Annotated in this window: 3 protein-coding genes (1 of these 3 only partly in view); all 3 read left to right on the forward strand. The window is 60.7% G+C overall.

What is annotated here, in order from left to right; genetic code table 11:
- A protein-coding gene (locus QQ992_RS00655) for an immunoglobulin-like domain-containing protein (protein ID WP_286111931.1) crosses the window boundary here: on the forward strand, positions 1–16291 show its 3' portion. It extends 14588 nt beyond the left edge of the window; the window shows 16291 of its 30879 coding nt (coding positions 14589–30879); its start codon lies off the left edge, out of view; it ends in the stop codon at positions 16289–16291.
- 145 nt (positions 16292–16436) lie between these two features.
- Positions 16437–16778, forward strand: coding sequence for a tryptophan synthase subunit beta (locus QQ992_RS00660; RefSeq protein ID WP_105947449.1), 342 nt, complete (start codon positions 16437–16439; stop codon positions 16776–16778).
- A gap of 198 nt (positions 16779–16976) precedes the next feature.
- Entirely contained in the window at positions 16977–17876 is a 900-nt protein-coding gene (locus QQ992_RS00665; RefSeq protein WP_110741942.1) for a TauD/TfdA dioxygenase family protein, read from the forward strand.
- Positions 17877–17890: the final 14 nt, after the last annotated feature.

The following is a 17890-nucleotide window of genomic DNA, read 5'->3' on the forward strand; positions in this document are numbered from 1 at the left end:
GACTGTCATCACCGTGCCGGCCAACGGCACTGTGGGCACTACCACCGTAATTGCCCCGGACAACGTTTACACCGGCACCAACGACCCAGTGATCAAGTCGATCGCTTCGGTCAGCGGCGACGACGTCGGCAAGTTCGAGCAACTGACCCTGGACAAGGCCCCGGTGACCACCACCGTGACCGACGAACCGGGCTCGGGCACCCCGGGCACCGGCAACCAGGGCGACCTGGTGCTGGTCACCATCACCGCCGACCAGACTTCGGTCGCCGAGAACGTCAAGCCGACCTTCACCGTGCACATCAACCAGCCGCTGGATCACGACCTGGTCGTGACCCTGAGCAACGATGCTCAGGTCACCATCAAGGCTGGTGACACCAGTGCGCCGTATGAGCACGCTGCACAGGGCGATGACGTCTATAACGACGCTGGCCAGATCAGTGTGGGCATCAAGTCCGCCGTGGACGTCGACGGTCGTACCTTCGAAAACCTGCAACTGGGCGGCAACGCCTCCGTTCAGGTCACCGATACCACCGACGAAGTCATCGCGAAGCTGACCGCTACGCCTTCGGTTACCGAAGGTGGCGTGATCACCTACACCGTGACGCTGACCAACAAGGACGGCCTGCCGATCAACAACCACTCGGCGCTGACCTTCACGCTGAGCGACGGCAAGACCGTCATCACCGTACCGGCCAATGGCACCGTGGGCACCACCACCGTTACCGCGCCGGACAACGTCTACACCGGCACCAACGACTCGATCGTGAAATCGATCGCTTCGGTCAGCGGCGACGACGTGGGCAAGTTCGAGCAACTGACCCTGGACAAGGCGCCGGTCACCACCACCGTCACCGACGAGCCAGGCTCGGGTACCCCAGGCACTGGCAACGAAGGTGATCTGGTACTGGTCACCATCACCGCCGACCAGACTTCGGTGGCCGAGAACGTCAAACCGACCTTCACCGTGCACATCAACCAGCCGCTGGATCACGACCTGGTCGTGACCCTGAGCAACGATGCTCAGGTCACCATCAAGGCCGGAGACACCAGCGCGCCGTACGAGCACGCTGCACAGGGCGATGACGTCTACAACGACGCTGGCCAGATCAGCGTGGGCATCAAGTCCGCTGTGGACGTGGATGGTCGTACCTTCGAGAACCTGCAACTGGGCGGCAATGCCTCCGTTCAGGTAACCGACACCACCGACGAAGTCATCGCGAAGCTGACCGCTACGCCTTCGGTTACCGAAGGTGGCGTGATCACCTACACCGTGACGCTGACCAACAAGGACGGCCTGCCGATCAACAACCACTCGGCGCTGACCTTCACGCTGAGCGACGGCAAGACTGTCATCACCGTGCCGGCCAACGGCACTGTGGGCACTACCACCGTAATTGCCCCGGACAACGTTTACACCGGCACCAACGACCCAGTGATCAAGTCGATCGCTTCGGTCAGCGGCGACGACGTCGGCAAGTTCGAGCAACTGACCCTGGACAAGGCCCCGGTGACCACCACCGTGACCGACGAACCGGGCTCGGGCACCCCGGGCACCGGCAACCAGGGCGACCTGGTGCTGGTCACCATCACCGCCGACCAGACTTCGGTCGCCGAGAACGTCAAGCCGACCTTCACCGTGCACATCAACCAGCCGCTGGATCACGACCTGGTCGTGACCCTGAGCAACGATGCTCAGGTCACCATCAAGGCTGGTGACACCAGTGCGCCGTATGAGCACGCTGCACAGGGCGATGACGTCTATAACGACGCTGGCCAGATCAGTGTGGGCATCAAGTCCGCCGTGGACGTCGACGGTCGTACCTTCGAAAACCTGCAACTGGGCGGCAACGCCTCCGTTCAGGTCACCGATACCACCGACGAAGTCATCGCGAAGCTGACCGCTACGCCTTCGGTTACCGAAGGTGGCGTGATCACCTACACCGTGACGCTGACCAACAAGGACGGCCTGCCGATCAACAACCACTCGGCGCTGACCTTCACGCTGAGCGACGGCAAGACCGTCATCACCGTACCGGCCAATGGCACCGTGGGCACCACCACCGTTACCGCGCCGGACAACGTCTACACCGGCACCAACGACTCGATCGTGAAATCGATCGCTTCGGTCAGCGGCGACGACGTGGGCAAGTTCGAGCAACTGACCCTGGACAAGGCGCCGGTCACCACCACCGTCACCGACGAGCCAGGCTCGGGTACCCCAGGCACTGGCAACGAAGGTGATCTGGTACTGGTCACCATCACCGCCGACCAGACTTCGGTGGCCGAGAACGTCAAACCGACCTTCACCGTGCACATCAACCAGCCGCTGGATCACGACCTGGTCGTGACCCTCAGCAATGATGCGACCGTGACCATCAAGGCCGGCGACACCAGCGCGCCGTACGAGCACGCGGCGCAGGGCGATGACGTCTACAACGACGCTGGCCAGATCAGCGTGGGCATCAAGTCCGCTGTGGACGTGGATGGTCGTACCTTCGAGAACCTGCAACTGGGCGGCAATGCCTCCGTTCAGGTAACCGACACCACCGACGAAGTCATCGCGAAGCTGACCGCTACGCCTTCGGTTACCGAAGGTGGCGTGATCACCTACACCGTGACGCTGACCAACAAGGACGGCCTGCCGATCAACAACCACTCGGCGCTGACCTTCACGCTGAGCGACGGCAAGACTGTCATCACCGTGCCGGCCAACGGCACTGTGGGCACTACCACCGTAATTGCCCCGGACAACGTTTACACCGGCACCAACGACCCAGTGATCAAGTCGATCGCTTCGGTCAGCGGCGACGACGTCGGCAAGTTCGAGCAACTGACCCTGGACAAGGCCCCGGTGACCACCACCGTGACCGACGAACCGGGCTCGGGCACCCCGGGCACCGGCAACCAGGGCGACCTGGTACTGGTCACCATCACCGCCGACCAGACTTCGGTGGCCGAGAACGTCAAACCGACCTTCACCGTGCACATCAACCAGCCGCTGGATCACGACCTGGTCGTGACCCTCAGCAATGATGCGACCGTGACCATCAAGGCCGGCGACACCAGCGCACCGTACGAGCACGCGGCGCAGGGCGATGACGTCTACAACGACGCTGGCCAGATCAGCGTGGGCATCAAGTCCGCCGTGGACGTCGATGGTCGTACCTTCGAAAACCTGCAACTGGGCGGCAACGCTTCGGTTCAGGTCACCGACACCACCGACGAAGTCATCGCAAAACTGACTGCGACCCCGTCGGTCACCGAAGGCGGTGTAATCACCTACACCATCACGCTGACCAATAAAGACGGTCTGCCGATCAATAACCACTCGGCCCTGACCTTCACGCTGAGCGACGGTAAAACCGTCATCACCGTGCCAGCCAATGGCACCGTGGGCACCACCACCGTTACCGCGCCGGACAACGTCTACACCGGCACCAACGACTCGATCGTGAAATCGATCGCTTCGGTCAGCGGCGACGACGTGGGCAAGTTCGAGCAACTGACCCTGGACAAGGCGCCGGTCACCACCACCGTCACCGACGAGCCAGGCTCGGGTACCCCAGGCACTGGCAACGAAGGTGATCTGGTACTGGTCACCATCACCGCCGACCAGACTTCGGTGGCCGAGAACGTCAAACCGACCTTCACCGTGCACATCAACCAGCCGCTGGATCACGACCTGGTCGTGACCCTCAGCAATGATGCGACCGTGACCATCAAGGCCGGCGACACCAGCGCGCCGTACGAGCACGCGGCGCAGGGCGATGACGTCTACAACGACGCTGGCCAGATCAGCGTGGGCATCAAGTCCGCCGTGGACGTCGATGGTCGTACCTTCGAAAACCTGCAACTGGGCGGCAACGCTTCGGTTCAGGTCACCGACACCACCGACGAAGTCATCGCAAAACTGACTGCGACCCCGTCGGTCACCGAAGGCGGTGTAATCACCTACACCATCACGCTGACCAATAAAGACGGTCTGCCGATCAATAACCACTCGGCCCTGACCTTCACGCTGAGCGACGGTAAAACCGTCATCACCGTGCCAGCCAATGGCACCGTGGGCACCACCACCGTCACCGCGCCGGATAACGTCTACACCGGCACCAACGACTCGATCGTGAAATCGATTGCTTCGGTCAGCGGCGATGACGTCGGCAAGTTCGAGCAACTGACCCTAGACAAGGCGCCGGTGACCACCACCGTGACCGACGAACCGGGCTCGGGTACCCCAGGCACTGGCAACGAAGGTGATCTGGTACTGGTCACCATCACCGCCGACCAGACCTCGGTCGCGGAAAACGTCAAACCGACGTTCACCGTGCACATCAACCAGCCGCTGGATCACGACCTGGTCGTGACCCTGAGCAACGATGCTCAGGTCACCATCAAGGCTGGTGACACCAGTGCGCCGTATGAGCACGCTGCACAGGGCGATGACGTCTATAACGACGCTGGCCAGATCAGTGTGGGCATCAAGTCCGCCGTGGACGTCGACGGTCGTACCTTCGAAAACCTGCAACTGGGCGGCAACGCTTCGGTTCAGGTCACCGACACCACCGACGAAGTCATCGCAAAACTGACTGCGACCCCTTCGGTCACCGAAGGCGGTGTAATCACCTACACCATCACGCTGACCAATAAAGACGGTCTGCCGATCAATAACCACTCGGCCCTGACCTTCACGCTGAGCGACGGTAAAACCGTCATCACCGTGCCAGCCAATGGCACCGTGGGCACCACCACCGTTACCGCGCCGGACAACGTCTACACCGGCACCAACGACTCGATCGTGAAATCGATCGCTTCGGTCAGCGGCGACGACGTGGGCAAGTTCGAGCAACTGACCCTGGACAAGGCGCCGGTCACCACCACCGTCACCGACGAGCCAGGCTCGGGTACCCCAGGCACTGGCAACGAAGGTGATCTGGTACTGGTCACCATCACCGCCGACCAGACTTCGGTGGCCGAGAACGTCAAACCGACCTTCACCGTGCACATCAACCAGCCGCTGGATCACGACCTGGTCGTGACCCTCAGCAATGATGCGACCGTGACCATCAAGGCCGGCGACACCAGCGCGCCGTACGAGCACGCGGCGCAGGGCGATGACGTCTACAACGACGCTGGCCAGATCAGCGTGGGCATCAAGTCCGCCGTGGACGTCGATGGTCGTACCTTCGAAAACCTGCAACTGGGCGGCAACGCTTCGGTTCAGGTCACCGACACCACCGACGAAGTCATCGCAAAACTGACTGCGACCCCGTCGGTCACCGAAGGCGGTGTAATCACCTACACCATCACGCTGACCAATAAAGACGGTCTGCCGATCAATAACCACTCGGCCCTGACCTTCACGCTGAGCGACGGTAAAACCGTCATCACCGTGCCAGCCAATGGCACCGTGGGCACCACCACCGTCACCGCGCCGGATAACGTCTACACCGGCACCAACGACTCGATCGTGAAATCGATTGCTTCGGTCAGCGGCGATGACGTCGGCAAGTTCGAGCAACTGACCCTAGACAAGGCGCCGGTGACCACCACCGTGACCGACGAACCGGGCTCGGGTACCCCAGGCACTGGCAACGAAGGTGATCTGGTACTGGTCACCATCACCGCCGACCAGACCTCGGTCGCGGAAAACGTCAAACCGACGTTCACCGTGCACATCAACCAGCCGCTGGACCACGACCTGGTCGTGACCCTCAGCAACGATGCGACCGTGACCATCAAGGCCGGCGACACCAGCGCGCCATACGAGCACGCTGCACAAGGCGATGACGTCTATCTGGACAGCGGCGAAATCACCCTGGGCATCAAGTCGGCGGTGGACGTCGACGGCCGTGCCTTCGAGAACCTGCAACTGGGCGGCGACGCTTCGGTTCAGGTTACCGACACAGTCAGCGAAGTTGTGGCCACATTGACCGCAACCGAGTCCGTTACTGAAGGTGGCGTGATCACTTACACCGTGACGCTGACCAACAAGGACGGCCTGCCGATCAACAACCACTCGGCACTGACCTTCACGCTGAGTGACGGCAAGACCACCATCACTGTGCCTGCGAACGGCACCACCGGCTCTGCCACCATTATTGCTCCAGACAACGTTTATACCGGCACGAACGCACCGGTCGAGCAGAGCCTGAAGTACGTCAGCGGCGCTGATGCCTGGAAGTTCGAACAGCTGACGCTGGACGAAACCAAGGTCAGCACCGAAGTTACCGACGAGCCAGGTTCGGGTACTCCAGGTACCGGCAACCAGGGCGACGTGGTCAAGGTCACCATTACGGCCGATCAGGTCTCGGTCGCCGAGGACGTCAAGCCGAGCTTCACCGTGCACATCAACACCGCACTGGACCATGACCTGGTCGTGACCCTGAGCAACGATGCACAGGTCACCATCAAGGCCGGTCAGACTTCGAGCGAACCTTATGTCCACGCGGCACAGGGCGACGACGTCTATCAGGACAGTGGCGAAATCACCCTTGGCATCAAGTCGGCGGTGGATGTTGACGGACGTACTTTCGAAAACCTGCAACTGGGTGAACAGGCTTCGGTCAAAGTTACCGACACGATCAACGAAGTTGTAGCAAAACTGACTGCAACAGAGTCTGTGAGTGAAGGTGGTGTGATCACCTACACTGTGACACTGACCAACAAAGATGGCCTGCCGATCAACAACCACTCGGCCCTGACCTTCACCCTGAGTGATGGCAAGACCACCATTACCGTACCGGCAAACGGGACTACCGGCTCGATTACTGTTATTGCTCCGGACAACGTCTATACCGGTACGAATGCTGCGATCGAGCAGAGCCTCAAGTACGTCAGCGGCGCTGATGCCTGGAAGTTCGAGCAGCTGACGCTGGACGAAACCAAGGTCAGCACCGAAGTTACCGACGAGCCAGGTTCGGGCACTCCAGGTACCGGCAACCAGGGCGATCTGGTCAAAGTCACTATCGTGGCTGATCAGAAGTTGGTCTACGAAAACAAAGAGCCAACCTTCACCGTCAAGATCAACACCGTTCTGGATCATGACCTGGTCGTGACCCTGAGCAACAACGCCCAAGTCACCATCAAGGCCGGTGAAACCAGCGCACCGTACACCCATGCAGCGCAAGGTGAAGACGTCTACGAAGACGGCGGCAAAATCACTCTGGGTATCAAGTCCGCCGTGGATATCGACGGTCGTGGTTTCGAAAACCTGCAACTGGGCGGCGATGCTTCGGTCAAGGTCAAGGACACCATCAACGAAGTTGTGGCCAAGCTGACTGCAACCGAGTCTGTGACCGAAGGCGGCCAGATCACTTACACCATCACGCTGACCAACAAAGACGGCCTGCCGATCAATAACCACTCGGCTCTGACCTTCACGCTGAACGATGGCAAGACCACCATCACCGTGCCGGCCAACGGCACCGTGGGCACTACTACCGTTATCGCGCCGGACAACGTCTACACCGGTACCAACGACTCGATCGTGAAATCGATCGCTTCGGTCAGCGGCGACGACGTCGGCAAGTTCGAGCAACTGACCCTGGACAAGGCGCCGGTGACCACCACCGTGACCGACGAACCGGGCTCGGGTACCCCAGGCACTGGCAACGAAGGTGATCTGGTACTGGTCACCATCACCGCCGACCAGACTTCGGTCGCGGAAAACGTCAAACCGACCTTCACCGTGCACATCAACCAGCCGCTGGATCACGACCTGGTCGTGACCCTGAGCAACGATGCGACCGTGACCATCAAGGCCGGCGACACCAGCGCGCCGTACGAGCACGCTGCACAGGGCGATGACGTTTACAACGACGCTGGCCAGATCAGCGTGGGCATCAAGTCCGCCGTGGATGTGGATGGTCGCACCTTCGAGAACCTGCAACTGGGCGGCAATGCCTCCGTTCAGGTAACCGACACCACCGACGAAGTCATCGCGAAACTGACTGCGACCCCGTCGGTCACCGAAGGCGGCGTGATCACCTACACCGTGACGCTGACCAACAAAGACGGCCTGCCGATCAATAACCACTCGGCTCTGACCTTCACGCTGAACGATGGCAAGACCACCATCACCGTGCCGGCCAACGGCACCGTGGGCACTACTACCGTTATCGCGCCGGACAACGTCTACACCGGTACCAACGACTCGATCGTGAAATCGATCGCTTCGGTCAGCGGCGACGACGTCGGCAAGTTCGAACAACTGACCCTGGACAAGGCGCCAGTCACCACCACCGTGACCGACGAACCAGGTTCGGGCACCCCGGGCACCGGCAACCAGGGCGACCTGGTGCTGGTCACCATCACCGCCGATCAGACTTCGGTGGCCGAGAACGTCAAACCGACCTTCACCGTGCACATCAACCAGCCGCTGGATCACGACCTGGTCGTGACCCTCAGCAACGATGCTCAGGTCACCATCAAGGCCGGTGACACCAGCGCGCCATACGAGCACGCGGCGCAAGGCGATGACGTCTACAACGACGCCGGTCAGATCAGTGTGGGTATCAAGTCGGCGGTGGACGTCGACGGTCGTACCTTCGAAAACCTGCAGCTGGGTAATGCGGCGAAGGTTGATGTCACCGACACCACCGACGAAGTGATCGCGAAGCTGACGGCTACCCCGTCGGTCACTGAAGGCGGCGTGATCACCTACACCGTGACACTGACCAACAAAGACGGTCTGCCGATCAATAACCACTCGGCACTGACCTTCACGCTGAACGATGGCAAGACCACCATCACTGTGCCGGCCAACGGCACCGTGGGCACTACCACCGTCACCGCACCGGACAACGTCTACACCGGCACCAATGACCCAGTGATCAAGTCGATCGCTTCGGTCAGCGGCGACGACGTCGGCAAGTTCGAGCAACTGACCCTGGACAAGGCGCCGGTGACCACTACCGTCACCGACGAACCGGGTTCGGGTACCCCGGGCACCGGCAACCAGGGCGACCTGGTGCTGGTCACCATTACCGCCGACCAGACCTCGGTGGCCGAGAACGTCAAACCGACCTTCACCGTGCACATCAACCAGCCGCTGGACCACGACTTGGTCGTGACCCTGAGCAACGATGCGACCGTGACCATCAAGGCCGGCGACACCAGCGCGCCGTACGAGCACGCGGCACAGGGCGATGACGTTTATAACGACGCTGGCCAGATCAGTGTGGGTATCAAGTCCGCTGTGGACGTCGACGGTCGTACCTTCGAAAACCTGCAGCTGGGTAATGCGGCGAAGGTTGATGTCACCGACACCACCGACGAAGTGATCGCGAAGCTGACCGCTACACCTTCGGTTACCGAAGGCGGCGTGATCACTTACACCGTGACGCTGACCAACAAGGACGGCCTGCCGATCAACAACCACTCGGCGCTGACCTTCACGCTGAGCGACGGCAAGACCGTCATCACCGTGCCGGCCAACGGCACTGTGGGCACTACCACCGTAATTGCCCCGGACAACGTTTACACCGGCACCAACGACCCAGTGATCAAGTCGATCGCTTCGGTCAGCGGCGACGACGTCGGCAAGTTCGAGCAACTGACCCTGGACAAGGCCCCGGTGACCACCACCGTGACCGACGAACCAGGCTCGGGTACCCCGGGCACCGGCAACCAGGGCGACCTGGTGCTGGTCACCATCACCGCCGATCAGACTTCGGTGGCCGAGAACGTCAAACCGACGTTCACCGTGCACATCAACCAGCCGCTGGATCACGACCTGGTCGTGACCCTGAGCAACGATGCTAAGGTCACCATCAAGGCCGGCGACACCAGTGCGCCATACGAGCACGCGGCACAGGGCGATGACGTCTATAACGACGCTGGCCAGATCAGCGTGGGCATCAAGTCCGCCGTGGACGTCGATGGTCGTACCTTCGAAAACCTGCAGCTGGGCGGCAACGCTTCGGTTCAGGTGACCGACACCACCGACGAAGTCATCGCGAAGCTGACTGCGACCCCGTCGGTCACCGAAGGCGGTGTAATCACCTACACCGTCACGCTGACCAACAAAGACGGCTTGCCGATCAATAACCACTCGGCTCTGACCTTCACGCTGAGCGACGGCAAGACTGTCATCACCGTGCCAGCCAATGGCACCGTGGGCACCACCACCGTCACCGCGCCGGATAACGTCTACACCGGCACTAACGACTCGATCGTGAAATCGATCGCATCGGTCAGCGGCGACGACGTCGGCAAGTTCGAACAACTGACCCTGGACAAGGCGCCGGTCACCACCACCGTCACCGACGAACCGGGCTCGGGTACCCCAGGCACTGGCAACGAAGGTGATCTGGTACTGGTGACCATCACCGCCGACCAGACCTCGGTGGCCGAGAACGTCAAACCGACCTTCACCGTGCACATCAACCAGCCGCTGGATCACGACCTGGTCGTGACCCTCAGCAACGATGCGACCGTGACCATCAAGGCTGGCGACACCAGTGCACCGTACGAGCACGCGGCGCAGGGCGATGACGTCTACAACGACGCTGGCCAGATCAGCGTGGGCATCAAGTCGGCAACCGATATCGACGGTCGTACCTTCGAGAACCTGCAACTGGGCGGCAACGCTTCGGTACAGGTCACCGATACCACCGACGAAGTCATCGCGAAGCTGACTGCGACCCCGTCGGTCACTGAAGGCGGTGTAATCACCTACACCATCACGCTGACCAACAAAGATGGTCTGCCGATCAACAACCACAGCGCCCTGACCTTCACGCTGAGCGACGGCAAGACCGTCATCACCGTGCCGGCCAATGGCACCGTGGGCACCACCACCGTCACCGCTCCGGACAACGTCTACACCGGCACCAACGACTCGATCGTGAAATCGATCGCTTCGGTCAGCGGCGACGACGTCGGCAAGTTCGAACAGCTGACTCTGGACAAGGCCCCGGTCACCACCACCGTCACCGACGAGCCAGGTTCGGGTACTCCGGGCACCGGTAACCAGGGCGACCTGGTGCTGGTGACCATCACCGCCGACCAGACCTCGGTGGCCGAGAACGTCAAACCGACCTTCACCGTGCACATCAACCAGCCGCTGGATCACGACCTGGTCGTGACCCTGAGCAACGATGCTAAGGTCACCATCAAGGCTGGTGACACCAGCGCGCCGTATGAGCACGCGGCGCAGGGCGATGACGTCTACAACGACGCTGGCCAGATCAGCGTGGGCATCAAGTCCGCCGTGGATGTGGATGGTCGCACCTTCGAGAACCTGCAACTGGGCGGCAACGCTTCGGTACAGGTCACCGATACTACCGACGAAGTCATCGCGAAACTGACTGCGACCCCGTCGGTCACCGAAGGCGGCGTAATCACCTACACCGTGACCCTGACCAACAAAGACGGCCTGCCGATCAACAACCACTCGGCTCTGACCTTCACGCTGAACGATGGCAAGACCACCATCACCGTGCCGGCCAACGGCACTGTGGGTACTACCACCGTCACCGCGCCGGACAACGTCTACGTCGGTACCAACGACTCGATCGTGAAATCGATCGCCTCGGTCAGCGGCACCGATGTCGGCAAGTTCGAGCAACTGACCCTGGACAAGGCCCCGGTGACCACTACCGTGACCGACGAACCAGGCTCGGGTACTCCGGGCACTGGCAACCAGGGCGACCTGGTGCTGGTCACCATCACCGCCGACCAGACTTCGGTCGCGGAAAACGTCAAACCGACCTTCACCGTGCACATCAACCAGCCGCTGGATCACGACCTGGTCGTGACCCTGAGCAACGATGCTAAGGTCACCATCAAGGCCGGCGACACCAGTGCACCGTACGAGCACGCGGCGCAGGGCGATGACGTCTATAACGACGCCGGGCAGATCAGCCTGGGCATCAAGTCCGCTGTGGACGTCGATGGTCGTACCTTCGAAAACCTGCAACTGGGCGGCAACGCTTCGGTACAGGTAACCGACACTACCGACGAAGTCATCGCGAAACTGACTGCGACCCCGTCGGTCACCGAAGGCGGCGTAATCACCTACACCGTGACCCTGACCAACAAAGACGGCCTGCCGATCAACAACCACTCGGCTCTGACCTTCACGCTGAACGATGGCAAGACCACCATCACCGTGCCGGCCAACGGTACTGTGGGTACTACCACCGTGACTGCGCCGGACAACGTCTACGTCGGTACCAACGACTCGATCGTGAAATCGATCGCCTCGGTCAGCGGCACCGACGTCGGCAAGTTCGAGCAGCTGACCCTGGACAAGGCCCCGGTCACCACCACCGTCACCGACGAGCCAGGTTCGGGTACCCCGGGCACCGGCAACCAGGGCGACCTGGTGCTGGTCACCATCACCGCCGACCAGACGTCGGTCGCCGAGAATGTGAAGCCGACCTTCACCGTGCACATCAACACGGCACTGGCCAACGACCTGGTCGTGACCCTGAGCAACAACGCCCAGGTCACCATCAAGGCCGGCCAGACCAGCGCGCCATACGAGCACGCTGCACAGGGCGATGACGTCTATAACGACGCCGGTCAGATCAGCCTGGGTATCAAGTCGGCCGCCGACATCGGTAACCGTCCGTTCGAGAACCTGCAGCTGGGCGATGCGGCGAAGGTCAACGTCACCGACACCACCGACGAAGTCATCGCCAAATTGACTGCTACCCCGTCGGTGACTGAAGGTGGCGTGATCACCTACACCGTAACGCTGACCAACAAAGACGGCCTGCCGATCAACAACCACTCGGCGCTGACCTTCACGCTGAACGATGGCAAGACCACCATCACCGTGCCGGCCAACGGTACTGTGGGTACTACCACCGTGACTGCGCCGGACAACCCGTACGTGGGCGTCAACGACCCGGTCGTGAAGTCGATCGCGTCGGTCAGCGGCACCGACGTTGGCAAGTTCGAACAGCTGACCCTGGACAAGGCCCCGGTGACCACCACCGTGACCGACGAACCAGGTTCGGGCACACCGGGTACGGGCAACCAGGGCGACGTCACCACGGTCGGCATCACCGGTACCACTTCGCTGACTGAAGGTGAAACTGGCCAGTACACGCTGACCCTGAGCAATGCGTCCAAGTCCGAAGTCACCATCACGCTCAGCTACAGTGGCACCGCCAAGAACGGTGAGGACTTCTCTGGTGTCACCACCGTGAAGATCCCGGCCAACAGCGCAGGCACGACGTTCAACATCGCTACCATCGACGACAAGCTGGTCGAAGGTACCGAGAACTTCACAGTGAAGATCGAGACCGCCACCGGTGGTACCTTCGAGAACCTGCAAGTTGACAGCACCAAGTCGAGCGTGACCACTGCCATCCTCGACAACGACCACCTGCCGGTTTCGCCCGGTGGCGCGGTGTTTGGTGTGGAAGACACTGACTACGTGTTTGCATGGAGTGATTTCAAAACCACCGATGCCGATGGCAACACTGGCTTGTCCGTAACCATTACTTCGCTCCCGGCCGCTGGCACCCTGCAGTTCTTCAACGGTACGGCATGGGTGAACGTGACGGTCAACCAGGTGATCAGCCAGGCCGACATCACTGCCAATAACCTGAAGTTTGTGCCGGCCCTCAACCAGTCGGGCGCAGACAACTATGGTGGCAACGGCGTAGGCAACCAGCAGGCCGACTACGCGCAGTTCAAGTTCAAGCCGAACGACGGCACCAACCTGGGCAGCGAAGTGACCATGAAGGTCGACATCAGCCCGGTTGCCGACAAGCCGACCCTGAGCTTCGGCAGCGCTGATATCGACTCCAAAGGCCTGACCAAGGAAGTCTGGAACACCCTGAAAAACCTGGGTACTGGTGGTAATGGCATTACCGGTGACGACCTGAAGACGGTCTTTGCCAACTCTGGCAGTGCCAACTCCAGCAGCACCATTACCAACGTGCAGTCCGATGGCAGCGTCACCGCTGGCACCGGGTCGAAGACTTCGGGCCTGATCTACCTGGAGGCTGGCAAGACCTATACCTTCAGCGGTACTGCTGACGACAGCTTCGTGCTCACCATCGGCGGCAACACTGTGGTCACGGCTACCTGGGGTGCTGGTGGCAAGATTTCGGGCACCTTTACCCCGACCACCAGCGGTTACTACCCGATCGAGGTCTACCATGCCAACCAGTCCGGTCCAGGCAGCTATGACCTGAACATCCAGGTAGGCTCGGGTACTGTTACCGACCTGAGCAGCTCGAACATCAAGATGTACCAGAACGTGACCGAGATGGCCAACGCTGGCCTGGGCGTGTCCGATCTGCACACCGTGAATGGTCAGAGCTACTACGACGGCTACAAACTCAACGAAGGGCCGGAAGGTGGTTCGGTGAAACTGGTCGGTATCACCACCGCCCTGACCGATACCGACGGCTCGGAAACCCTGAACGTAACCCTCAGCGGCATTCCGAAAGGGACCGTGCTGAGCGATGGTGCTGGCCATACCGTAACGGTAGGCAGTAGCCCGGTTGATGTGACGGGCTGGAAACTCGGCAGCCTGACACTGACTCCGCCGGCTTACTACAAAGGCTCGTTCGACATCACGGTCACTTCGACTGCCACCGAAAGCCTGGGCGGCTCGGCCATCACTACCGGCAATATCCCGGTCACGGTGTATGCCGCAACCTACAAGGCCAGCGTGGGTACATCGGGTAACGACACGATGACCGGCAGCGAAGGCAACGACATCATCGTCGCTGACGTGGCGGGCCTGAACGTGGTTCAGGGCAAGAACTACAACATCGCCTTCATGGTCGACAGCTCGGGCAGTATGAGCGACAAGTCGATTGCCGACGCGAAGACGCAGCTGGCTTCGGTGTTCAATTCGCTCAAGGCCAGCCTGGGCTCCGACACCTCGGGTACCGTGAACATCTTCCTGGTCGACTTCGACACTCAGGTGAACAAGAACGTGGCGGTGAACCTTGCCGACCCGGATGCCCTGAGCAAGCTGCAGGCGGTGCTGAACTCGATGGTGGGTGGCTACTACGGTGGTGGTACCAACTATGAGGACGCGTTCAAGACGACGGCCAACTTCTTCAAGAGCACCATGGCCACCAGCAACACCGGTGCGGAGAACCTGACGTACTTCATCACCGACGGTAAACCGACGTACTACCAGAATGGAGAGTCGACCAACCCTCGTCTGTGGACAGGTGGCAAATACCTCGATGATGTTGTGAACGTCAACAATTTCAAAATTGGCGACTCGTTCAGCACCATGGTCGATAGCACGCACAAGCTGGAAATCAGCAGCAACGGGACAGTCACGCTTTATACCTACAAGAGCAATGGGCGCCTGGACTCGACCAACGAGCTGGGTACGATCCACGCTCAAGGTGACGGTACTTACGAGCTGTCTTACCTGGCTGGTAACGGCGGGACGAGCTCGAGTAACCTTTACTATGCTGCTGATGGTTCGACGGCCAGCTTCAGCCTGCTTTCTGGTGTGACCAAGGTGCAAGCCATCGGCCTGAACAGCGATGTCACCCTGAGCGACCTGAAACCATACGACAGTGCCGGCAAGCCGCAGACCAACATCGACCCGTCCGACCTGGCGAAGGCGATTCTCGGTCACACCGAAGCAACGGTGCCAGGTGCCGACACCATCGATGGCGGCAACGGCAATGACATCATCTTCGGTGACTTGATCACCCTCAACGGTGTTGTCAGCGAGGGTTACCAGGCCCTGCAGACTTACGTCGCGCAGAAGAGCGGTGTCGAGGTCAGCTCTGTTACCACCAGCAATGTCCACCAGTACATCACCGAGCACTACACCGAGTTCGATATCTCCGGTGCCAAAGACGGCAACGACATCCTGTCGGGCGGCAATGGCAACGATATCCTCTTCGGTCAGGGTGGTAACGACACGCTCGATGGCGGCAAAGGTAATGACATCCTGCTGGGCGGTACCGGCAATGACACCCTGATCGGTGGCCAAGGCAATGACATCCTGATCGGTGGCAGCGGTGCCGACACCTTCGTGTGGAAGGCGGGCGACATCGGCAACGACGTGATCAAGGACTTCAAGGTGGCCGAGGGTGACCGTATCGACCTGAAGGACCTGCTCCAGGGCGAGAAGGGCAGCACCATCGACAACTACCTGAAGCTCACCACGGTGGAAGGCACGACGACGCTGCAAGTCAGCAGCGAAGGCAAGCTGAACGCCGAAGGTGGTATCGCCAACGCTGACGTGACCATCAAGCTGGAAGGGGTGAACTGGTCCAACACCACGGTCAACTCGTTGATCAGCGGTGCCGACCCAACCATCATCATCCACAACAAAGACAGCTGATAGACCACCGGGGCCGCCTAGCGGCCCCGGCTCTTTCCTGCCATCCGCCAACAGCGCATACTCTTGCGCCGGGCCTGCGTGCCTGGCGATCTTTGCCTATGCTGCTGTCTACCAACAAGGAACCAACGTGACGAGGGACACCGCCATGTTCTACGTGCAACGCGACGCCGCTGGCCAGTTGCTGCGGGTAGAAGCAGCCGCTTTTGACCAGTTCACCGAAATGCTCCCCGCCGACCATGCCGATGTTCAGGAATGGTTCGCCGATGACGTTGTGGAAAACAGCCTGAACCAGCTCAAGCAAAGCGACCTGGACATGATCCGCGTGCTTGAAGACCTTATCGATGTGCTGACCGCCAAGGGCGTATTCAAGATCACTGACTTGCCCCCAGGCGCGCAGGCCAAGCTGCTCAACCGTTCCACGGCGCGCAAGGCGCTCAGCAGCCTAAACAACCTCATCGACGAAGAAGAGCAGGGCGGGCTGATCTGATCGCGGGCCGCCCCGCCCCCAGTGCTATGGTTATGCGTTAAAGGTATTTAAAATATTGCTCTTATGACTTTATAGTCACTTCCACTGCGTACCCGTCGACCAATCGATGCGCCGCACGACTTGAACCCACACGGGAAAACCCCGTGCGTTTCTGATCGTTGCGCGCCATTGAAGTCGCGCACTGCGTGGGAGTGAAAAATGTCAGCCGCCTTGAACGCCTTGTCGTCCATCGACAGCGCCCAGCCGCAAGTTTTCGAAATTCGCCCCTTCTCGGGTGCCGTCGGCGCCGAGATCATAGGCCTGGACCTGGCCAAACCGGTCAGCGCCGAGGATTTCACCCGTATCCATCGCGCCCACCTCGACCACCATGTGCTGGTGTTCCGCGACCAGCGGATCAGCCCGGAACAGCAGATCGCCTTCAGCCGCCGCTTTGGTGAGTTGCAGATCCATGTGCTCAAGCAGTTCCTGCTGACTGGCCACCCCGAGATCCTGATCGTTTCCAACATCATCGAAAACGGCCAGAACATCGGCCTGGGTGATGCCGGCAAATTCTGGCACTCGGACCTGTCGTACAAGGAGCTGCCAAGCCTTGGTTCCATGCTGCATGCCCAGGAACTGCCCAGTGAAGGTGGTGACACCCTGTTTGCCGACATGCACAAAGCCTGGGACGCTGTGCCTGACGCCCTGCGCAAAGTGGTCGAGGGCCGCAGTGCCGCTCACTCCTACACCGCCCGCTACGCCGAGACCAAATTCGAAGGCAACTGGCGCCCGACCCTGACTGCCGAGCAACTGGCGCAGGTAAAGGAAGTCATTCATCCGGTAGTCCGCACTCACCCGGAAAACGGCCGCAAAGCCCTGTTCGTCAGTGAAGGCTTCACCACCCGCATTGTCGGCCTGCCAGACGACGAAAGCCGTGACGTGCTGCAGCAGCTGTATGCCCTTAGCGTGCTGGAGCAGAACATTTACCGCCACCAGTGGCAGCCCCATGACCTGGTGTTCTGGGACAACCGCTCGCTGATCCACCTGGCCACCGGCTGCCCCGCGCACCTGCGGCGCAAGCTGTACCGCACCACCATCCAGGGCGATGCCCCGTTCTGACGACTGAGGAAACC

The sequence above is a fragment of the Pseudomonas kurunegalensis genome (genome assembly GCF_030291635.1).
Taxonomy (GTDB): domain Bacteria; phylum Pseudomonadota; class Gammaproteobacteria; order Pseudomonadales; family Pseudomonadaceae; genus Aquipseudomonas; species Aquipseudomonas monteilii.

Bases quoted from the DNA above. Each gene is read 5' to 3' on its own strand.
- QQ992_RS00660 (WP_105947449.1), top strand. From the start codon at position 16,437: ATGTTCTACGTGCAACGCGACGCCGCTGGCCAGTTGCTGCGGGTAGAA.
- QQ992_RS00665 (WP_110741942.1), top strand. From the start codon at position 16,977: ATGTCAGCCGCCTTGAACGCCTTGTCGTCCATCGACAGCGCCCAGCCG.